The organism is Celeribacter ethanolicus (genome assembly GCF_002407265.1).
GTDB classification, from domain to species: Bacteria; Pseudomonadota; Alphaproteobacteria; order Rhodobacterales; family Rhodobacteraceae; genus Celeribacter; species Celeribacter ethanolicus.
Genome location: NZ_CP022196.1, coordinates 3,977,460 through 3,997,111 on the forward strand (window position 1 = coordinate 3,977,460; position 19,652 = coordinate 3,997,111).

The 19,652-nt window shown below is 61.5% G+C and carries 23 protein-coding genes and 3 tRNA genes; 8 read left to right on the forward strand and 18 right to left on the reverse strand.

The features are described from left to right. Window positions 1-104: 104 nt before the first annotated feature. On the reverse strand, window positions 105-2,975 hold the full coding sequence (locus CEW89_RS19680) for a hypothetical protein (RefSeq protein ID WP_096807047.1): 2,871 nt from the start codon (window positions 2,973-2,975) through the stop codon (window positions 105-107). 171 nt (window positions 2,976-3,146) lie between these two features. After that, entirely contained in the window at window positions 3,147-4,151 is a 1,005-nt protein-coding gene (locus tag CEW89_RS19685) for a hypothetical protein (protein ID WP_096807048.1), read from the reverse strand. 107 nt (window positions 4,152-4,258) lie between these two features. Here CEW89_RS19685 and CEW89_RS19690 point away from each other — a divergent pair, with 107 nt between their 5' ends. Continuing rightward, entirely contained in the window at window positions 4,259-4,696 is a 438-nt protein-coding gene (locus tag CEW89_RS19690) for a hypothetical protein (protein ID WP_244906110.1), read from the forward strand. A gap of 25 nt (window positions 4,697-4,721) precedes the next feature. Continuing rightward, entirely contained in the window at window positions 4,722-5,180 is a 459-nt protein-coding gene (locus CEW89_RS19695; RefSeq protein ID WP_096807049.1) for a hypothetical protein, read from the forward strand. A gap of 36 nt (window positions 5,181-5,216) precedes the next feature. On the opposite strand, the gene CEW89_RS19700 is transcribed toward CEW89_RS19695, so the two are convergent. The 3 genes from CEW89_RS19700 to CEW89_RS20970 form a co-directional block, all read right to left on the reverse strand. Continuing rightward, window positions 5,217-5,951, reverse strand: a complete 735-nt coding sequence (locus CEW89_RS19700) for a dienelactone hydrolase family protein (RefSeq protein ID WP_244906111.1) — start codon at window positions 5,949-5,951, stop codon at window positions 5,217-5,219. A gap of 53 nt (window positions 5,952-6,004) precedes the next feature. Next, the gene (locus CEW89_RS19705) at window positions 6,005-6,862 is read right to left on the reverse strand and encodes a hypothetical protein (protein ID WP_096807050.1); all 858 of its coding nucleotides are present in this window, start codon (window positions 6,860-6,862) and stop codon (window positions 6,005-6,007) included. Window positions 6,863-7,035: 173 nt separating this feature from the next. Beyond that, window positions 7,036-7,119: transfer RNA gene (locus CEW89_RS20970), tRNA-Tyr, on the reverse strand. Window positions 7,120-7,275: 156 nt separating this feature from the next. Between CEW89_RS20970 and rlmB the strand changes: the two genes are divergently transcribed. Both rlmB and CEW89_RS19720 read left to right on the forward strand, forming a co-directional pair. Beyond that, window positions 7,276-8,076, forward strand: a complete 801-nt coding sequence (rlmB, locus tag CEW89_RS19715; RefSeq protein WP_096807052.1) for a 23S rRNA (guanosine(2251)-2'-O)-methyltransferase RlmB — start codon at window positions 7,276-7,278, stop codon at window positions 8,074-8,076. Between the two features lie 285 nt (window positions 8,077-8,361). Beyond that, complete coding sequence (locus CEW89_RS19720; protein WP_096807053.1) at window positions 8,362-8,793, forward strand: CoA-binding protein; 432 nt, start codon at window positions 8,362-8,364, stop codon at window positions 8,791-8,793. A 57-nt stretch (window positions 8,794-8,850) separates the two neighbouring features. Here the strand turns inward: CEW89_RS19720 and CEW89_RS19725 are convergent, their stop codons facing one another. The 7 genes from CEW89_RS19725 to hisA form a co-directional block, all read right to left on the reverse strand. Then, complete coding sequence (locus CEW89_RS19725) at window positions 8,851-9,372, reverse strand: YcxB family protein (protein WP_157779933.1); 522 nt, start codon at window positions 9,370-9,372, stop codon at window positions 8,851-8,853. Window positions 9,373-9,386: 14 nt separating this feature from the next. After that, window positions 9,387-9,701 (reverse strand): phosphoribosyl-ATP diphosphatase, encoded by a 315-nt coding sequence (locus tag CEW89_RS19730; protein WP_096807055.1) that lies wholly within the window; start codon window positions 9,699-9,701, stop codon window positions 9,387-9,389. Between the two features lie 26 nt (window positions 9,702-9,727). Beyond that, window positions 9,728-10,525: an imidazole glycerol phosphate synthase subunit HisF gene (gene hisF / locus CEW89_RS19735; protein WP_096807056.1), complete on the reverse strand. Its 798-nt coding sequence runs from the start codon at window positions 10,523-10,525 to the stop codon at window positions 9,728-9,730. A 60-nt stretch (window positions 10,526-10,585) separates the two neighbouring features. After that, window positions 10,586-10,861 (reverse strand): hypothetical protein, encoded by a 276-nt coding sequence (locus tag CEW89_RS19740; protein ID WP_096807057.1) that lies wholly within the window; start codon window positions 10,859-10,861, stop codon window positions 10,586-10,588. After that, window positions 10,858-11,310: a DUF2867 domain-containing protein gene (locus tag CEW89_RS19745; protein WP_096807058.1), complete on the reverse strand. Its 453-nt coding sequence runs from the start codon at window positions 11,308-11,310 to the stop codon at window positions 10,858-10,860. Before CEW89_RS19745 ends, CEW89_RS19740 begins: the two co-directional genes overlap by 4 nt. Before the next feature lie 95 nt (window positions 11,311-11,405). Further along, window positions 11,406-11,768 (reverse strand): hypothetical protein, encoded by a 363-nt coding sequence (locus CEW89_RS19750; RefSeq protein ID WP_096807059.1) that lies wholly within the window; start codon window positions 11,766-11,768, stop codon window positions 11,406-11,408. After that, a complete protein-coding gene (hisA, locus tag CEW89_RS19755; RefSeq protein WP_096807060.1) occupies window positions 11,765-12,487 on the reverse strand; it encodes a 1-(5-phosphoribosyl)-5-[(5-phosphoribosylamino)methylideneamino]imidazole-4-carboxamide isomerase in 723 nt (240 codons plus the stop codon). The genes CEW89_RS19750 and hisA overlap by 4 nt, the downstream gene beginning before the upstream one ends. Before the next feature lie 149 nt (window positions 12,488-12,636). On the opposite strand from hisA, the gene CEW89_RS19760 reads away from it, so the two are divergent. Then, on the forward strand, window positions 12,637-13,023 hold the full coding sequence (locus CEW89_RS19760) for a DUF2147 domain-containing protein (protein WP_066705591.1): 387 nt from the start codon (window positions 12,637-12,639) through the stop codon (window positions 13,021-13,023). A 74-nt stretch (window positions 13,024-13,097) separates the two neighbouring features. Here the strand turns inward: CEW89_RS19760 and hisH are convergent, their stop codons facing one another. Both hisH and hisB read right to left on the reverse strand, forming a co-directional pair. Next, the gene (hisH, locus tag CEW89_RS19765; RefSeq protein ID WP_096807061.1) at window positions 13,098-13,736 is read right to left on the reverse strand and encodes an imidazole glycerol phosphate synthase subunit HisH; all 639 of its coding nucleotides are present in this window, start codon (window positions 13,734-13,736) and stop codon (window positions 13,098-13,100) included. An 18-nt stretch (window positions 13,737-13,754) separates the two neighbouring features. Continuing rightward, on the reverse strand, window positions 13,755-14,342 hold the full coding sequence (gene hisB, locus CEW89_RS19770) for an imidazoleglycerol-phosphate dehydratase HisB (RefSeq protein ID WP_096807062.1): 588 nt from the start codon (window positions 14,340-14,342) through the stop codon (window positions 13,755-13,757). Window positions 14,343-14,547: 205 nt separating this feature from the next. Between hisB and CEW89_RS19775 the strand changes: the two genes are divergently transcribed. Then, window positions 14,548-15,069 (forward strand): hypothetical protein, encoded by a 522-nt coding sequence (locus tag CEW89_RS19775; RefSeq protein WP_096807063.1) that lies wholly within the window; start codon window positions 14,548-14,550, stop codon window positions 15,067-15,069. Between the two features lie 20 nt (window positions 15,070-15,089). On the opposite strand, the gene CEW89_RS19780 is transcribed toward CEW89_RS19775, so the two are convergent. The 4 genes from CEW89_RS19780 to CEW89_RS19795 form a co-directional block, all read right to left on the reverse strand. Then, window positions 15,090-16,724, reverse strand: coding sequence for an FAD-dependent oxidoreductase (locus CEW89_RS19780; RefSeq protein ID WP_096807064.1), 1,635 nt, complete (start codon window positions 16,722-16,724; stop codon window positions 15,090-15,092). A gap of 235 nt (window positions 16,725-16,959) precedes the next feature. Further along, window positions 16,960-18,810 carry a hypothetical protein gene (locus CEW89_RS19785; RefSeq protein WP_096807065.1) on the reverse strand — a complete coding sequence of 617 codons (1,851 nt, stop codon included), beginning with the start codon at window positions 18,808-18,810 and terminating at the stop codon, window positions 16,960-16,962. 188 nt (window positions 18,811-18,998) lie between these two features. Continuing rightward, window positions 18,999-19,073 (reverse strand) — tRNA-Gly (locus CEW89_RS19790). A gap of 61 nt (window positions 19,074-19,134) precedes the next feature. Beyond that, window positions 19,135-19,209, reverse strand: a tRNA-Gly gene (locus CEW89_RS19795). Window positions 19,210-19,232: 23 nt separating this feature from the next. Here CEW89_RS19795 and CEW89_RS19800 point away from each other — a divergent pair. Both CEW89_RS19800 and CEW89_RS21425 read left to right on the forward strand, forming a co-directional pair. Further along, window positions 19,233-19,412: a hypothetical protein gene (locus tag CEW89_RS19800; protein ID WP_096807066.1), complete on the forward strand. Its 180-nt coding sequence runs from the start codon at window positions 19,233-19,235 to the stop codon at window positions 19,410-19,412. Window positions 19,413-19,498: 86 nt separating this feature from the next. Then, the gene (locus CEW89_RS21425) at window positions 19,499-19,633 is read left to right on the forward strand and encodes a hypothetical protein (protein WP_280522623.1); all 135 of its coding nucleotides are present in this window, start codon (window positions 19,499-19,501) and stop codon (window positions 19,631-19,633) included. Window positions 19,634-19,652: the final 19 nt, after the last annotated feature.

The following is a 19,652-nucleotide window of genomic DNA, read 5'->3' on the forward strand; positions in this document are numbered from 1 at the left end:
GCATAGTCGCGTTTCGTCACGCAGAGGTAAAGCCTTCCCGATCTCCGGCAAGGTGAGGGGACGCGTTTTCAGACATACGCGGGGAGGTTCGGCCCATGCGGGCCTTAGCCGCCGATCTCGAGCGTGACCGCGCGGCCGTTCTTCACATAGGTGAGGGTGTCAGCGCCGATGGATTGCACCCGCCCGCCATCAAGCTTGTCGCCGACCTTCACCTTGGCGAAACGCCCGGACGGCAGGCGTACCAGAGCGCGACGGTCCGAACTTGAGCCGTAGACCCCCATCAGGTTCAGCTTGCGCAGGTTGATGGCGTTGTTGACCGTCGCGGCGCGGGCGACATTGGCGGGACCGGCCTGCGGAATGTTGGTCGCGGGGACCTGGGCGGTGACTTTTTCCGCATTGGAATTGCTGGTCGTGCCGGCCTCTGCGGCGGCGGCGGCCGCAGCTTCGGCGGCGCGGGCGGCGGAGGCGAGCTTGTCGAAATCCCGTGGCCGGGCTTTCGGCACGAGCGAGGCTGTGACCACGGGGGCGGTGCGCGCCGCTGTGGTTTCGCCTGCGGCCTCGGCATCCTCCTGCGCCATTTCCTGGGCGATCTCCTGCGCCGAGGCCGGGCGCAGACGCGGCGCGATACGGCCCAGTTCTACCCGGGTCAGCCCGCCGAGATTGGCTTTCTCATTGTTCTCGACCAGCGTGTCTGGGCGCAGCTTCGGCTGGAATTTCTCCAGCGCCAGCCGCACCGGATCGTTCGCCGCGACTGCAGCCGGGGCGAGGGCGGCTTCGACCGCATCGTCGACGGCGCTGCCGGGGCGGGGTTTCGTCGTGACCTGCGGACGACCGGCATAGACCACGACGCCGTCGGGTGTCACGGTGCCCTCGGGCGTGGCGCGGATGAACCCGTCCTCGTCATATTCGTAGCGCGTGCCCAGGGGGGCGGGCGGCAGGGCGGCGCGCGGCGCGGCCTCGCCGATATGGCGGGTGGCCTCGGGCAGGGCGACGGCATCCTGCGACGCGATGTCATGGTCGATCGAGGCGGTGTAAAGCGTGTCGAGGTCGTCCTCGGCGCTTTCTCCAGTGTCCGCCTCGGGCGCGAGCGGCCATATGCCGGTGGCGGCATAGCTTGCGGTCAGCGCCTCCATGTCGAGCGTTTCTTCTGCGGCAGCCTCGGCGGGGGGGGCGGGCACGCTGGCCTGCTCGAGAAGCTCCGGCGTCAACTCGGGCTCTTCCTCATCCGCGGCGACATCCATCGGCTCCGGGGCACGTTCGCCCGGCATGCCGTCGGGTGCCCCGGTGTCGTCTGTGGCGATCACCGTCGGACTGTCCTGCGTGGCGGTGACGGCAGAGACGTCGGTGGGCTGCGGCTCATCGGGCAGAAGCCCGGCGATGAGGCCGATCAGAAGCAGAAGCGCGACCAGCCCGCCAGTCAGGATCAGGCCGAGATGACGCGGCTTGTTGCGGCTGTCCCGGTTGTGGCGGCGGGCGCCGAAGACGGTCAGGGCCTCCGCCTCGTCGCGGGTGTTTTCCACCCGGTCGAGACCGGCTGCGCGATCCGAAAGCGGGGCGATGTCCTCGCCCGCGGCGGCTGCGATCTTTGGCAAGGCCGCGGGTGCGATGTCGGCGGCGGGCATGTCTTTGCGTGCCCTGGCCCCAGGTTTCGGAGCCCGCACCGACAGGGATTTCAGCGCGCCGAGCGCAGCGGCGCCGCGTGATTTCTCATGAGATTTCTCGCCATGTTCTGCGTGAGACGACGGCGTTTTCGGCGTCGGCTTGGCGACGACCGGCGCGGGCATCGGCGGCGGCTCGGGCAGCGGGTCGGCCTTGCCCGGGCGTGGTGCTTTCAGCTTCGGCGCCTTCGGTGTGTCGACGGGCACCTCGCCGGAGGTGACGGCGACATGCGGATGTTCGACGGGGGACGGGGCCGAGATGTCTGCCGCTGAGGTGTCTTCGCGATCTTTCGGTCCCTGGCCAAGCGGTTCGGCGCGTTGGTCATCCTCTGGCGGGATTTGCGCCGGAACCATGGCCGCCAGCACGCGCGAGGGCTGGGCCGAAAGCCGCGGAGGGGCTGGCGTGGTCGGTATTTCGCCCGTGTCAGCCCCGGTTTCGCGCCGACTGTGGAAGGTGGAGACCGGCGTCGTTTCGGGAAGGTCCCCGGCGGTGGCGTCTTCTACGGTTTCTGTGGCGGAGACTTCGGTGGGTGTGTCGAGAGAGGCGGCCTCTGTCGCCGGTGCATCGGACAGCAGCTCGAGCTGTTCCGGCGGTTGCGGAGCGTGTGCCTCTGGCTGCATCTCCGGGCCCATCTCTGGCGGCGTTTCCTCGTGCGTCTCCTGCGTGTCTGGCAGATCGGCGGCGCTTTCGGGCGTTGCGGTCTCCGGTTCGGGCGTCGCGGTTTCTTCGACCGGCGGCAGCGGTGCGCCCGGTGCTTCGGGCGTCAGGATCGGGCGTTGCGGCAGGAGGTGCATCGCCTCGCGGTCCGGCTCCACCACGGTCTCCGCCCCGATCAGCGCGTCGGCGCTGCGGGCGCGACCGAAGAAGGGCTCTCCCGCGAAATCGCCGCTCTCCGGGATGGCAATGAAGGACACCGGGTTGAACCGGTGCTCCGTCGCGAAGCTTTCCGCCTCGTCGAGGGTTTCGCGGGCCAGAACGGCGATCTGCAAGGTGCCGTCCGAGACGGTGCTGTCCCAGACCAGTTGGTCGAGCTCATAGGGTGTGGCGCCGTCGAGGGCCGCACGGATTGCCGCATCGCGGGCTTCCGGACCGGGATCGGGCAGAGCGCGGTAAAGGATCTGGCTGTTCGGGATCACCAGCTTGGTGGCGAGACCGGCGGTCGAGACCGAGGTTGCCAGCTTGCGCAATTCGGCCAGTTCCGCCGCCATGTCGGGGGCATCGAGGGCCACTTCTCCCATCGCCAGCCAGCCGCTTGCGGTGCGGTGCAATAGCATGATGCCGTCATGGCTGAGATTCAGGGCAAAATTCGGTTTCATTTCCGTGTGCTGGCTCGACTGGTCCCGGGGTCACGGCGCACCCTAACGCAGCTTGCGGGGCATGCAAAGGGAAACCGGGGTGGCTGCGACCTTGAGGGCGGTGCGGATGGCGGAACCTTGCCGGGGACACCTGTTTCGGGGCGCGGCAGCTTCGTTAGGCAGCAGGCGGGCTTAGCGCATCCACAACCCGGCTTTCTTGATCTGGTTGCGGATCATCTGTTCGCGCCGGGGCAGGTTGTCGCGGTCGAACATGGCGCGGATTTTCTCGCCTTTCGGCTGATAGACGAGGCGCTTGATCGGTTCGTATTCCTTGAGCACCTTCTTGATCCAGTTGGGATGTGTCACCTCGCGCAGCACCTCGACCACACGGTCGTCTTCGCGGGCGAACAGGAGCGGGAAGGTGCGGTAGTGGCAAGAAATCGCGTCATCGAGCGTGTCCTCGGGAATGGTCCGGCGCGCACCGCCAAAGGAATGGATCACCAGCGGCAGGGCGACCTGATCGAGCCAGGGATCGAAGACCTGAAGGCTCGCGGCCTCGGGCGGGTTGTTGCGGATTTCGAGGGCATAGTCGAGGAAGCGCTGGCCGAATGTGCGCGGGCATTCATAGAAAAAGAAGCCGGCGTTGAAATAAAGATAGCGCTTCCAGTATTCGTCCGGCTGGGAGAGATCGAGCGTGCTTTCGAAGTCGAGGCCGAAGCGGTCATAGAGCGATTTCCAGATCTCCGTGTAGCCCGGCCCGTACAGTTCGATCTGTGGCCACGTTCCTTCGACTTTGAGCGAGGCGCAGGGGCGCGAGAAATCGAAGGGCACCGACGAAAGCGGCCCGGTGATCAGCGTGTCGCTGTCGAAGAACACGAAGGGCTCGCCTTCGGGCAGGGCCAGAAGGGCCTCGATCTTGTTGCCATAGGGATAGCTTTGGCCAAAATGCCGGCTCTCGAACGGCAGGATCTCCGCATCCAGCCGCTTGAACGCCTCCAGAAGATCGGCTTGTTTCATCCGTGGATCGTCCGACCATTTCTCGCCGGGTTGCGGTTCGGCGATGAAAAGCTTGCCTTTGAACTCCGGGTCGGAGGCCCGGAGCGAGGCCGCGAACAGCAGCGCCTCATACATCAGCCGCCCGTCCTGACCGATGACGACAACGTTGAACGGAGCGGGATTTTGGGGCTTACTGGTCATGAAAGAACTCTGATCGGGACAGCACGTAGGAACATCTTGGCCGACTATAGGGTGGATCACTATTGATCAAAAGGTGCTAATTCCCTCGAAGTAAAAGGATTGTTTCCATGTTGCCGAGGATGACGCCGATGAAAGCTGCGATTGCCGGTGTTTTGAGCCTTAGCGCGCTGGCGCAGGGCGCTAAGGCCGAGAATTTCACCACCGCCGCCGAAGTCCGGCCGATCCTGCAGGCGACCAAGCCGCAATGGATCGCCCTGCGCAACTATGACGGCCATGACCTTTTGTATTTCACCAACCTCCTGAGCTGGCGCTGTGGACTGACCGAGATTTTCTATTCGGTGAACGGCGCCGAAATGGTGCCTTTTGCGATGGAGCCTTGTTACCTCGACACGGCTCAGCCCAATGCGCTCAAGGCGGAAACGCTTGACGCGATACTGGTGAGCTTTCCGCCGGGCACGGTCGACACGGTCGATCTCAACGTGATTTTCGATGACGGCATGGCGGAACAGGCGCATTACGAGCGCAAGGCGGTTGAGATTCAGTGAAGACAGATTTTTCCGGAGCCTAAAGGTGTTCGAGCAGACGTTGAATTTACATAATTGGCAGAGAGCCTTCCATGTCGACGGATCTCTCCGGGATATCTATGTGCATGAAACGACGGCTTGGGATTGGTCAAAATTCATGCAGATTGTGGCGCGGTATAATCCTGTCTTTTACAGAGAAGGAGAGGCTGCTGTGCTACCTGATCGGGTGGAGGGTTTGCCCGGACAATTTGGTGCGGCTGCACTCTTGCTGTCCTTTTCCCCAGGGAAGGTGGGCGTGAATTGTCATTTCTTCGTAGAGGACGAGATTGAGCTCGATGTTGATCTGCGGGAGGTGACCTCGCCGCTTGAGGTGAAGGCCTTGATGGCGTTTATGGTCGAACTCGGTCGATCTCTGAAAAAGAATGTCACCTTGACGGAGGAGGGTTCTCCTACGTGGAAATGGTTCGGCTATGAACACACCGATGATTGCATCATATTGTTTTGAAAACCTTTACAAAGTGCATTCCATTCATATTCACCTTCACCGCAACACTTCCGCCAGAAAATCCACCAGCGCGCGCCAGCTTCGCGCCGTTGCTTTGACGTCGAACCCGAAGCCCGGCTGCGCGCCGGGTTTGGCTGCCGGGTTGGTAAAGGCGTGTCCGGTGTTGCCATAGGCGTGGAGCTGCCATTTCGCACCGCGTTCCGTCATTTCGCGACCGAATGCCAGAACGCTTTCGGGCTTGGCGAGCGGGTCGTCCCAGCCATGCATCACCAGCACATCGGCGATGATTTTCATCTCCGGCGCAGTCTCTGCCCGGTCGAGAATGCCGTGAAAGGTCGCGACGCCGCCGATGTCGACGCCCTCGCGGGCCAGATCGAGCACGGCCTTGCCGCCGAAACAATATCCGATCGCGGCGGTGCGTTCGGCATCCACCAGATCTTGTGCTTTCAGCGCCTCGAACGCGGCCACCATGCGCGCGGCCAATGTGGCGCGGTCCGCATCCAGACGCGCTTTGGCGGCATGGGCCTCCGTCGGGTCGGTGGTGCTCCAGCCCTGACCGTAATAGTCGATGGCGAACCCGATATACCCCAAGGCTGCCAGCTCCTGCGCACGCTGTTCCTCGAACTGCGCCCGACCGCGAAAGGCCGGGGCGACGAGCACGCCGGGACGTGGGCCCTCAAGCTCGGCGTCCCAGTGCAGGGTGCCGATGAATGGGCCGCCGATGTCGCCCTTGCGGCCATCGTAGCGAATTTCCATGCTGCGCAGATCCATGCCCGTTCCTTTCCTGTGACGTTACAGGCAGTCTGAGGGTTTCCGATGGGATTTCAAGCCTCTTGCGGGGCGACTGTCACGGGATTCTCCATCATGGTTTCCGCTGGATCAGGTTCGGTGTCGAGAGACAGCGCATGGACCAGCCGCCCGTCCGGCAGATGCAGCGTTTCGCACTCCGGCGCGCTGTCGGCCCAGGTTGCGCCGGGGGACAAGCCCTTGAGCCGGAGGGCCATGCCGCGGCGCGCGAGCGTGGCCCCGAGATGCTCAAACGCATGAGCAAAACTGTCACAACGGGTTCCGAACAGGAACCGCCGCCGTCCGTCGCAGGCCAGACGCACCATCAGGTGGCAGGCCGGGTCATAGCGCCAGGCGGCGTAGTAATCGAGCGTCCCCGTGGCGGTCTCGACCGTGCGGCTGAGATGGGTGACGGGTCCAGATGGTCCGCGGGCCTTGCCGACTTTGCCGGGGGGCTTCGGTTGTGAGCGGAAGCGTTTGAACCAGCCTCTGAGGCCGGGGGCCCGGGTGAAGATTACAGGCAGCTCCGCGAAATCCGTCGCCCGCTCTTCGGCCAGGTCGTGATCCCATGCGGCGAATTGCGGCTCCGGTGTCGCCCGGAGCGGGGCGTCTTTTTCTTCCTCGTTCGAAGCCTGCGGTATCGCCAGAATCGGAAGATCGCAGGGCACCCCCAGCAACAGCAACCTGCGCGAGATCAGCTTGTCGAGTTCGAGCCGCGCCTCCTGCGTGCTCAGTCCCGACACGCCTTCACGTGCGATCCGTGCCTGCAGGGCGCCGATGGTCTGCACCCGCCCGCGATGGCTTTGCAGCGGCGCGCGGGCCAGGGTGTCGGTTACAAGCGCACTCAGGGCGTCGGCAGGCAGAGGGTGAGACAGAGAAGACGAGGGGGCAGACACGATGCAGCACTCCGCAACCGGGGATTTTGGTGGAGTGTGGCAGCAAGGCGTGAAGATTGGCTTGAGGACAGAGATAAAATGCGAAGGACATACAGGGAAAGCCGCGCCTGAAATGGCTCGTCGCCATTGCGGATCATGTGACCGCTTCGAAAAAGAAATCGGAGGGGGAGAAGTGGTGGGCGACCCTGGAATCGAACCAGGCATGAGTCTCCTCGGCGGAGTTACAGTCCGCTGCCGCACCTTGCAGCCCGTCGCCCACTTTCACGCTCGATCCGCAATCACTCACCGACCGTTTCGCGTTGTGTGGGCGGTGGATACAAGTGTGACCGGGGGGCGTCAACAGGAAAATTGCTTGTTCTTGGAGATTGCCTGCGCCAAGAAGGGCCAGCCATAAAAAGCGGGACACCAAAGCCATGAAAAAACCCAAGTGGGTCGTCGAGAAAGAGCAAGCCAAGCGCAAGGCCGCGCAGGAAACCGTCTGGCTTTTCGGCCTGCATGCGGTGCGCGATGCGCTTGCGAACCCGGCGCGGGAGAAGCTTCGGCTTTTGGTGACGAAGAATGCGATGGCCAAACTTGAGGCGGAAATTGCCGCCTGTGGCATCACGCCCGAAGAGATTGACCCGCGCAAATTCCACGATCCGCGCAACCATGGTGTGCCGGTCGATCCGGCCTCCGTGCACCAAGGCGCTCTGCTTGAGGTGAAGCCGCTGAGCTGGGGCTCGGTCGAGGAGGTCTGTCTGGCGGCAGGCGAGGGCGCGCCGACGGTGGTTTTGCTCGATCAGGTGACCGACCCGCATAACGTGGGCGCGATTCTGCGCTCCGCCGAGGTGTTCGGCGCCGAAGCCGTGATTGCGACCGCGCGCCATGCCGCGCCCGAAACCGGCGCCTTGGCGAAAACCGCCTCCGGCGCGCTGGAGCGTCAACCCTATCTGCGGGTGCGCAACCTCTCGGAGACGATTCTCAAACTTCAGGAGCTGGGCTTTGCCTGTCTCGGCCTCGATGGCGAGGCGGAGGTGACGATCGGTCAGGCACTGGGCGATCTCAAGGGGCGTCCAGTGGCGCTTGTGATGGGGGCCGAGGGGCCGGGGCTGCGTCAGAAGACCAGGGAAACCGTGGACGGGCTGGTGAAAATCCCCTTCGCGCGGGATTTCGGCTCGCTCAACGTGTCGAATGCTGCCGCCGTTGCGCTTTATGCGGCCTCGATGCGGGGCTGAGAGCTGGGCGAAAAAAAACAGCGGAAACGCAGGCGGTGTTCACTCCGTGTTCACGTTTTTCTTACACGCTCTTCCATATCGAGAACGACCACCTATCTCATGTGGTGAGACGCGCAACTTGGAACACGCGCGTTGTTCTCACTGTCCCTCGTTCCATACCTATGCCCGGGTCTTCTGTCGTCCAGAGCCCGGGCTTTTTTCATCCGCATTCGTTCAGGGGCGGTCTGTGGCAAAGGCCTGCCGAGGGGGCTTTTTTCTTTTTCAGAACGCGCTACTATCCTCATCATGCAACATGTTGACCGACTGACCGACACCGATATCGCCCGCATCCTCGGAGACACGAAAGTGATCGCCCTCGTCGGCGCGTCGCCCCGGCCTGAGCGTCCGTCGCATCAGGTGGGGGAATTCCTCGCCAAGCGGGGCTACAAGGTGATTCCTGTCAATCCGGGGCAGGCGGGTAAGGAATTGTTCGGCCAGACAGTCGTGGCGTCTCTGTCGGAGATCGACGAGCCAGTCGATATGGTCGACATCTTCCGTCGCTCCGAAGAGGTGATGAATGTGGTCGAGGAGGCCTTGAAGCATCTCACCGGGTTGAAATACGTTTGGATGCAACTCGGCATCGCAAATGACAAGGCTGCCGCTCTGGCCCATGCCCAAGGCGCGGAGGTGGTGATGGATCGCTGTCCGGCAATTGAAATCCCGAGGCTGGGGCTTTGAGCCGGAATTTGAGTATTTAGTCCATCAGAAAAAGCCGATGCTGCAGCGGCGGCGCTTCTATTTCACGCTTTTTGCAATGAAAGCGCGTGCTGTCGAGCAGGCATTTCCGAGGTCTTCGGCGCTTTCAAAGGCTGAATTCGGGATAAAGTAGAACTCACCTTCGGCAATCAACAGTGCCAGACCTTGACTGGTTTCTTCCGCCGCAATGAAAGCCCCCCAAGCCAGTTTAAATTGATGCAAGGAGCTTTCTTCCTCGTAGCCGCTTTCAGAAATCGAAAACCGTGTTTCGACTGTGCGCAGTTTCGCATTTTGAAAGCCGGTGAAAAGGTTGCGTCTCCATCTCAGAGTAAGCCAGACAAACAGAAGAAGAATACCAATAATGAAGAGTGGGAATAATAGCATGGCCCACTGCGGGACTGGGGTCGGCAGTGCGATGTTCAATGCGTAAAGCATGAAAATCGCGCCGATCATGAGGATCAGCCTGTGCCTGTAAAACCAGGGTGTTCGTTTCCTCGTGAGGTCTGAAAGACCTTTTTGAACGTTGAAATCTGAAAGCTGTGCTGAAAATTGAAGGGCCATAATGCTCTCTAAATTTAGGGGGTGCGCGCGGCCTTTTCCGCGATCCCCGAAAGTCCCTGACGGCGGGCCAGTTCGCTCAGCACGTCATCGAGTGCGATATCGCGCGCGGCCAGCATGACCAACATGTGATAGAGCACATCGGCGGCCTCGTAGGTCAGGTTTTCCTTGTCGTCGATGGCGGCGGCAATAATCGCTTCGATGGCTTCTTCGCCGAACTTTTCAGCGCATTTCTGCGGCCCCTTGGCAAAGAGCTTCGCGGTCCAGGAGCTTTCCGGATCGGCGGATTTGCGGGAGATGATGACCTGTTCGAGATCGTGCAGAACGGACATGACCGGCTCCTTAATTGAGACGCTTGTTAGTTGAGGCGCATAGGGATGCCCTTGGAGGCCATATACTCCTTGGCCTCCTGGATCGTGTAATCCCCGAAATGGAAAATAGAAGCGGCCAGAACGGCGCTGGCGTGGCCTTCGGTGACGCCTTCGACGAGGTGGTCGAGATTGCCGACCCCGCCCGAGGCGATGACCGGGATGTTCACGGTGTCCGCGATGGTGCGGGTCATGGCGATGTTAAAGCCTGCGCGGGTGCCGTCGCGGTCCATCGAGGTCAACAGGATCTCGCCTGCGCCCTTGCTTTCAATGAGCTTGGCGAATTCGACGGCATCAATCGGATGGCCATCCTTGTCGAGGGCGGCTTTGCGCCCGCCATGGGTGAAGATCGCCCATTTCGTCGGATTGCCTTCAGCGTCCCATTCGATGGTTTTGGCGTCGATGGCGCAGACGATGCACTGGCTGCCGAAGTGATCGGCGGCGCGCGCAATCACGTCCGGATCGGCCACGGCAGCGGAGTTGAACGACACTTTGTCCGCACCGGCCAATAGCAAATTGCGCACGTCTTCGGTGGTGCGCACACCGCCGCCGATGGTCAGCGGCATGAAACACTGTTCTGCGGTGCGGGTCGCCAGATCGTACATCGTGCCACGGTTTTCATGCGTGGCGTGGATGTCGAGGAAGCAGAGCTCGTCCGCGCCCGCCGCATCATAGGCCCGCGCGCTCTCAACCGGATCGCCCGCGTCGATCAGGTCCACGAAATTCACGCCTTTGACCACACGGCCATCGGCCACGTCGAGGCAGGGGATGATGCGGGTCTTGAGCATGGGTCACGCGCCTTTCGCCAGTGTCGGTCTTGGCTTACTGCGCCGGCGCGCGCGATGCAATCATTTGGACGCTGTGTGGCGTGTGCGGCGGCCAAGCCAGAGGCGCAACAAGACGGCAATCAGGGCAAGCGGGCTCAGCAGCAGCGTGAAAACCGCTGGGGCGAAGCTGAAATAAAGGGCTAGCCCCCATTCTTTCCCGCCGATTTTGCAAGATAGGGGTTCGAAGATGCTGCTGACGAGACCGCAGCCCGTCACAAGGCTGATCACCCAGGCGACCAGCGCTTGCAGGATGGGGAAAGCCCAGAAAAGGATAAAGATCGAAAGAGCGGGTTTCATGCGGCGCGGGCGATCCGGCGCATGGCGTCCCGCACGATCAACACGTGAAACGGTTTGACGATCATCAGATAGGCCCGCCCCAGCGCATTGTTGCGATGCACCCAGGTTGCCATATGAATGTGGCCTGCCTCCTGCCTGATGCAGATGCGGAAATTCAAGTGCCGGTCGTCGGTGCCGAGGATCAGCTCGTCCTGTCCCTCGTATTCCACCGGAAAAATCGCGCCCTCGCCGCTGTCTGCGGTCTCCGTTTTCAGGCCGAGAGGCTTCACGATCCGATTGCGCAGGTTTAAGAGCGCATCGGCCCAGCCGGGCATGGTCAAGCCGATATTGGCCGCCTCTCGCGGGGACAGCGCACTTTTGACGGCGTAGCCGTCGATGAAATCGCCGGGCAGGACCTTGGACCAGAGCCGGGAGGTGGCGGGAAGGGGGGTATGCTGAACCTGTGCCATCGGAACTCTTTACGCCATGTTAAACGTGTTCACTTAACGGCGAACCATGGCGCAAGGGAAGGGACAGCTTGACGCAGGGAGAGGATGTTTTGGCTTTAAGCCTCTGGGGCAGAACAAGCTGCAATCGCGACTTTGAGCTCTTCATAAACATGTGAAGGCAGATGGGTTTGCAAAAACCTTTGAAACTCTGCGTTTTCCTGAGTGCCAGCCAAATAAATTGCGTCCTCATACAATTCTTTGAGTGCCATTCTCAGAATGCCTTGCCGATCGTTTTCATCCTGCGCTTTGTGAATGGCGGTATCAAATTTCTCTCCAAGGGCATCCTCAATGCCGGGAATGCCTTTGGAAACCGTGAGCTTGTAATCGCGCAGGGCGAACGCGCAGCTGGCTTTTTGTTCGACGGAGAGAGCGTCGTTCAGGGTCTTGAGTGCAGCGCGTTTGCTCACGATCCGCTTCACGCCTTCATCACCTTGAGCGCCTCTTTCAAATCAATCGCCCCATCGTACAACGCCCGCCCCGAGATCGCGCCATTCAAAGGCGCGCCGCAGGATTTGAGGTTTTCCAGATCGGCTATCGAGGACACGCCGCCCGAGGCAATCACCGGGATCGACACGGCATTGGCGAGTGCTGCGGTTTCCTCAATGTTCGGCCCCTGCATGGCGCCGTCGCGGTTGATGTCGGTGTAGATGATCGCCGAAACACCCGCGTCTTCGAAACTCTTCGCCAGATCCGTGGCGTTCACATTGGTCTCTTCGGCCCAGCCCTTGGTCGCGACCATGCCTTTGCGCGCGTCGATGCCGACGGCGACGTGACCGGGGAAAGCCCGCGCCGCTTCGCGCACCAGATCGGGGTTTTCGACGGCGACCGTGCCAAGGATGACGCGCTCAAGCCCTTTCGAGAGCCACATCTCGATCGTCGCCATGTCGCGAATGCCGCCGCCAAGCTGGGCCGGGACCTTGCACTGTTTGAGAATCTCCTCGACGGGGGCCGCGTTCACCGGCTCGCCCGCGAAAGCGCCGTTCAGATCGACAAGGTGCAGCCACTCACAGCCCGCCGCAACGAACTCCAGCGCCTGCGCCGCCGGGTTCTCGTTGAACACGGTGGCTTTCTCCATTTCGCCCTTGTAGAGGCGCACGGCATGGCCGTCTTTCAGGTCGATGGCGGGGTAGAGGATCATGGGGTGCTCCTGTCGTGACACTGTTGCGCTCCCTTTGGCATGATTGCGCGGGAATTGCAAAACCCGCTTTGGCGCGATGTGCCGCTGCGTTAATCTTGCCAGGAAACCCGCACCCGGCTCAGGATGCGGGCATCTAGGGAGGATACACTATGAAACGATTTATGACTGCGGCTGTGACCGCGCTCGCGCTTGCGACCCCGGCCTTTGCCGCCGACCCGGTTGAGGGCACATGGCAGACACAGGTGGATGACGGCCATTACGCCTATATCGCCATCAAACCCTGCGGGGCGCAGATTTGCGGGACCATCGCCAAGGCCTTTGACGCCAACGGTCCGATCAAGTCGGAGAACATCGGAAAGCCCATCGTCTGGGACATGGCGCCGCAAGGCGGCGGTGCCTACAAGGACGGCAAGATCTGGCAGCCCTCGACCGGCAAGGTCTACAATTCGAAAATGACGCTCTCGGGCAATACGCTGACCGTGAAGGGCTGCGTCGGGCCGATCTGCAAAGGCCAGACCTGGACACGGGTTCAGTAACCGCCGGTACTTAAAATGTGAAAGGGGCCTCAAGCGGGCCCCTTTGTCTTCTTGTCGGTGTATGGACGCGGCCTTTACGGCTTCCAACCGAGAAAGTTCGACACGATGCGCAAACCGGCCCGCTGGCTTTTCTCCGGGTGGAACTGCGTGCCGATTATATTGTCACGCGCCACGATGGCGGTGACCTCTTCGCCGTAATTCACATAGGCCAGACGATGCGCCGGGTCCGCCACCTTGAAATGGTAGGAGTGGACGAAATAGGCGTGATCGCCGGTTTCGATCCCCTCGAGCACCGGGTGCGCCCCTTCGAGATGCAGGTTGTTCCAGCCCATATGCGGCACTTTTAGCGCCGGATCGGAGGGCTCGATCTTCACCACCTCGCCACCGATCCAGTCGAAACCCTTGGTTTCTTCATACTCGAGGCCACGGGTCGCCAGCATCTGCATACCGATGCAAATCCCCATGAAAGGACGGCCTTTTTCGGTCACCGCCTCGGAGATCGCTTCGAACAAGCCACTGTAATCGAAAAGCTGTTTCTTGCAGGCCGGAAACGCGCCGTCGCCCGGCAACACGATGCGGTCGGCTTTCGCGACCACATCGGGTTCCGAGGTGACGACGATGGTGCCTTCGCCCCGCTCGCGCGCCATACGTTCGAAGGCCTTGTGGGCGGAGTGGAGATTGCCGCTGTCGTAATCGACCAGTGCTGTCAGCATGTCAGTCTTCCTCCGCGCTCAAAGCGCGCCCTTGGTCGACGGCAGGCTGTTGGCCATGCGCGGGTCGATCTCAAGCGCCATGCGCAACGCGCGGGCAACCGATTTGAACGCCGCCTCGGCGATGTGGTGGGAATTGATCCCGTGCAGTTTGTCGACATGCAGCGTGATGCCGCCGTTCGTTGAGAGCGCTTGGAAGAATTCGCGCACCAGCTCGGTGTCGAACGTGCCGATCTTGTCGGTCGGGAAGTCGAGATTCCACACCAGAAACGGTCGCGCCGAGAGATCGAGCGCGCATTGCACCTGCGTGTCGTCCATGGCGAGCGCGAAGTGGCCGTAGCGGTAGATGCCCTTCTTGTCGCCCACGGCCTTGACCAAGGCCTGACCCAGCGCGATGCCGGTGTCTTCGACCGTGTGGTGATCGTCGATATGGGTGTCGCCCTTGGCGCGGACGGTCATGTCGATCAGCGAGTGGCGCGACAATTGGTCGAGCATATGGTCGAAGAATCCCACGCCCGTCTGGTTGTCGTATGTGCCCGTGCCGTCGAGGTCGATCTCGACGGTAATCTCGGTTTCCGCAGTCTTGCGGCTGATCAAAGCCTTGCGCATGGGCTGTCCCTCTTCTCGCTTCACGCCGCTTATACGCGCCTCGGGGCGGGTTTGCCAATGGGCGCTCTGATCCGGCGGAGGCACCGTTTCGCCGCCGTTCTGGAGAAAGGTGAAAAACTGTCGAAAACTGTCATGGAAAAATTAGGGATATGTTAAGCATAACGCCCTCATATGGACCCATCGCAACGTCAACAATGGGACTCACATGCGCGTCCTGATCTGGCATGAAGACATCGAAAGCTCGACCAAATGGCAAACCGCCTTTGGTCGGCGCGGACATGATGTCCGGCGTAGCCGCACGGCCGAGGATGCCATGGACCGTGTGCGCAAGGAACCGTTCGATCTCCTGCTCTTCGATCTTCTGGTGCGTGAGGAAGGCGGCCTGGGGGTTGCACTCATGGCGGAGTTTCATCAGCCCGGGATCGCCTCGGTGCTGATCACCTCCCGCGAACCGGAGTTGCACAACGATATGTTTGCGCGGCTGTCCTCGCTGCGCTGTGTCCTCGGGTGCCAGACGCCGGTCGACGATCTTGTCGCCATCGCCGAGGGCATCGCCGAGGGGCCGGAAAAGGGCTGCAAGGCGCTCAGCGAGGATCTGCCGCAGCTTTGCGGCAATTGCCAGATCCGATCCGCCTGCCTGCGGGGCGAGGAGGTGCCGCCGATGTTCCGTCATCGCGACATGTCCCCTGCCAGTCTCACCGCCGGTGTGGCACAGAGCGGCCTCTGAGGTCGCCCCGTACAGGGGTGTCAGGCCACCTTGTTGTCGCTTTGCGGCGCTTTCCAGTTCAGCGCATAGGTGCTTTTCAGGTACTCCTCGAAATACACGCCAAGCGCACCGAAGGTGCCAGTGAGCTTGGTGAACTCGTCGCGCCCGAGCACCAGAACCTTGCCATCGGTCAAGGCCCGCACTGTGCCGAAACGGGTGCTTTCCCCCATCAGCATGCGTTCGCCGAAATGCCCGCCGGGGCCGACCTCGTAGGTGGTCGTCTCGCCAGTGTCGTCATCGCGCAGGCAGACCTCGAAACGGCCTTCGACCACGGTGTAGAACCCGTCGGAGCGGTTGCCCTTCTCGAACACCGGATCGCCCGCCGCGTAATGCACGTAATGCGCGGCAGTTTCCTGCGGTGCCTTGAGCGCCACGACGGAACGCGGGCGCATGCTGTCCAGAAGCCAGTTGAGGAAGACCCTGAGCTTGGTGTCGAAGCCGGGCATGAAGCTCAGGTAATACATCCGCCACAAAAGCCAGGCTGGGTAGCCCGAAAGTTTCACGCCGAAAATCTCCGCCACGCCGCGCCGCGCGCCGAGCGAAGCCAGCGCGCCGCGGCTCTTGTATTTGAACGGTTTGAGCGGTTTGCCCGCAACTGCGCGCTGGATGTTGGCGGCGAGCTGTACTGCCTCGCGCACCGCGAATTGCGCCGTCGGTGTGGCGAAGTCGCCGCGCTCTGTGGCATCGTCCTTCATCGGGATCATCGCGCAATCGCCCAGCGACCAGACGTTTTTGCGTCCCTTGGCCTGCATCGTGCGCTCCACCGCCACGCGGCCATGGGCCAGCTCCAGATTCATGTCGAGCACGACGGGCGAGGGGGCGTTGCCGATGGTGGCGACGATGGTCCGGGTCGGGATCACCTCGCCGCCTGAGGTCACCAGACGTCGCCCGGTCGCCGAGGCCACACCGGTGTTGAGCAGAATTTCGACGCCGCGTTTTTCGAGCTGTTTGACCGCATAGGCGGCAAGACTTTCGGGCAGTTCGTTGAGTGCGCGCGGAGCGAATTCCACCGCGATCACCCGCACCTCGCTGGGGTCGATATTGGGATAATATTTGAGCGAGCGGTCGATCAGTTCTTTCATCTCGCCGATGGTTTCGATGCCCGAGAACCCGGCGCCGACCACGACGAAGGTCAGCGCCTCGCGTTTCACCTCCGGCAGGAAGGTGACGTCGGCATGTTCGAGCCGCTCGATGATATGGGCGCGCAGGCGGCGGGCATCTTCCAGGGTCTTCATCTTGAGCGCATGTTCCTCGAGCCCGGGCACCCGGCTCAGGTCGATGCGCGAACCCATGGCGACGACGAGGTGGTCATAGGCGATCTCGGTCGGGCGGCGCTGCACGCCCTGAAATACGGTGACCACCTGACGCTCGAAATCGACGGAATGGATCGTCGCCTTGCGCAGCCGCACGCCCTTCAGGAGTTCGCGCAGCGAGGTGACGGCGTGCATGTCCATGATTGCACCGGCGGCGACCTCAGGCAGGAGCGGCTGGAACACGAAATAATTCTCTTCGCTGATCAGTTGGATCTCCGCCTCCGCGCCGAAGCGTTTGCGCAATTCGCGCGCCGCGTAGAGCCCGCCAAACCCGCCGCCGAGAACGAGAAGTTTCTGTGTCATAGATATATCGCCTTTTCACCTTTTGCCGGCTCCCTGCCGGTGCATGTAGCGGGGGGAAGGCGGTCTGTCACCCATTGTTTTTGAAAAAATTCTTTATTTTTCATAAGCTTAATGGAATACATTCGTATACAGACGTGCGAGGCGATCCGCATGCGGCCTTGCGCTTCGCCAAGTGGCGAAAGCGCTTATGCTCTGATGTCAAAGCAAAATATCGCTGCCACGGGGCGGTGGGGTGTCAGGGGCGGTAGCTGCGGTAGAGGGGGGCTTCCGTGCCGTCGTCCCGGACGTGATACCCCACGGCATGCAAGGTGTCGTCGCTGTAGATCATGCTCTCGAGGTAGATGCCGTCGTAATTCTCCCGGGCCAGCACATTGGCCCGGCTGTCGAGGATGACCAGCGCACCGAACGGGTGTTCGGCGTTGTCATCCTCGCGCAGCAGCACCGCGAAACGTCCGCCGCTCAGCCCTTCGATGTCCTGAACGCGCAGACCTTCGTCCCGGTAGGTGTCGTTGCGGGCCAGCATGCGCACGGCGTAATTTTCGTCGACATCGGCGATGCGTACAAAAGCCGTCGGGCCGGGGTGGGTCTCATAGGTGGCGCCCCTGGCGTCGACGCCGCTGATCACGCCCGCGACCGCATAGGTCGTGTCATCCGTCGCCACCGTCATGCCGGAGAGTGTCACGCCGCCGATCGTACTGCCGAGTCCTCCCGGCACCCGGATGAACTCGCGCGGCACATGGGGTGGAAACTCTTCCATCAGCCAGTCGTTGGCATATTCGAAGCGGCTGTCCACCTCATTGCCTGTCTGGCTCCTGCGGATCGTGTATTCGCCGTAAAAGTCTTTGCCATAGCTGCCGGTGGCAAGCAGGAAGAGCGCGGCGTTTCCATCCTTCATGGCATCGACGCTGATCGTATTGTATCGCAGCACATACTTGAATGCGCTGTTGGCTTCGTCTTCGGGAAGGTAAAGCCGATCTCCCTGACCGCCACGGATATAGGTGAGGGCATGATATCGTGTGCCCATGGCCTCTTCGAGCGCGCCGCTGACCTTTGTGTCATATCCCAGCATGACCATGAAATCGCCGTTCTGATCGCTGCTGTAGATATGGAGATCGTCATAGGGTACATCCTGCGGCCCGAGATGATCTTTCTCGGCGGAGTAGAGCAGGGTCGTGGTCGGCAGCCAATCGGTGGAAATCTCGAAATTCCGTTTCGGGGTGAAGCCGACGAGGTCCCTGTCGCCCATCCCGAAAAAATCTGCGAAGACAAAGGCATAGGTCGGATCTATGTCGGTTGTTTTCGTGCCGGTCACTTTCTTGGTCGACGGGTCGTAAGTCGTGACGAAGGCACGACCGTTCATCTCTCCGACGATCTTCACCTTGCCGTCCCGGTCCACGTCGAGATTGAGTGCGCGGCCGTTTGTCAGGGAACCGCCGGAGATATATTGCACACTGTCGAGATGCGGGGCCGACAGCCAGCTCCGGTCCTCGGCCGTGGGGAAGACGGGTTTCGCAGGGGCGGGTGTTGCCTGGGCGCTTGAGGGTGTGCTTGCGAGGGTGGTCTGGTCGGTGCCAAGGTCTTCGTTCGCCGTTGTGATGCGATTGAATACAAAACCGGCAGAGGCAATCACGAGGGTGACGGCAAGCACGGACAGGCCGCGACGTGAGAATGCGCCGGTGAGGCGGTCGGGGGCGCTTGGGGGCGTTTCCGGTTTCGGCTCGGGTCTCGGTGGCGAGTTCGGGGTCGAGGTTGGCCGGGCCTGCGGTTTTGCTTTCGGCGGCTCGGCGGAGGCGGTGGGTTTGGCCCCGGCGCGTTTCGTGCGCGGGATCGGCGGCACTTCGGCGGCAGCGTCTTCCTCGATGGAGATCACCGGTTCGGGCGCCTTGAGAATCGTGCCGGTGGGCATGAGCCGTGAAATCGTGCCCTCGATCGCGCAGTTGATCTGAAGCGTGCGCCCGTTCCCGGTCAGGAGCCGCATCGCAGGGGTGGCCGCCGTCACCCATTGCCCTTCCCGCACCAGCACTTCCTCGATGCGGATCGGATAAAGCGCGCTGTCTTTGGGTGAGCGGATATGTTTGAGGGCCATCTGGGTGTCCTGGAAAGGCGCGCGCGGCTGACGCAACGGAAACAGGATCAGTTTTTCCGGGAAATGTTTTTGCGGTCAACGCCCCATGCGGGAAAACACAGATTTTGCCATATCGTTGGTGGTACAGATGCAGCTTGCCCAATCGCTGGGCGATGCTGTTTCTTCCGACAGTATGTGAAAAGAGAGTTTGGAGCGGGTGATGAGATTCGAACTCACGACATTTACCTTGGCAAGGTAACGCTCTACCCCTGAGCTACACCCGCTCTCTTTCCAGCCTGTAACATCGGCTCGGTTATGTCTCTCCGGTGGGTGACCGGAGAAAGTTGGAGCGGGTGATGAGATTCGAACTCACGACATTTACCTTGGCAAGGTAACGCTCTACCCCTGAGCTACACCCGCGTCCTTCGGGTGAGGCGTGAGATATGAAATCCCGCCGGGGGCTGCAAGAGGAAAAACGCGCTTTCGGCGGATTTTTTCATCGCGAGCGGAAAAGTCCGCTCCCGGATCGAATGTGTCAGCCCGCGCACGTAGCTGTGATGGCCGGGGCCAACCTGCCGCAGGGACTTATGATGTTTTTTGAATATATCTTTGATGTGGATTAAGGACAGGGCGCGCGCGCCGGGCTCTGATCCCCATCGGTTTCAAGGCCTATCGGCCAGAATTTCTCAGGTGCTCCATGACGACCGCGATGACGACCCAAACGACCCCAAAGACCCATATCATGATCCTCGGCAGCGGCTTCGGTGCGCTGACCGCGGTGCGCGAGATCCGCAAGGCGAAGATGAACGCGCGCATCACCGTGGTGTCGCCAACAACCACCTGACCTATCTGCCCAGTCTGAT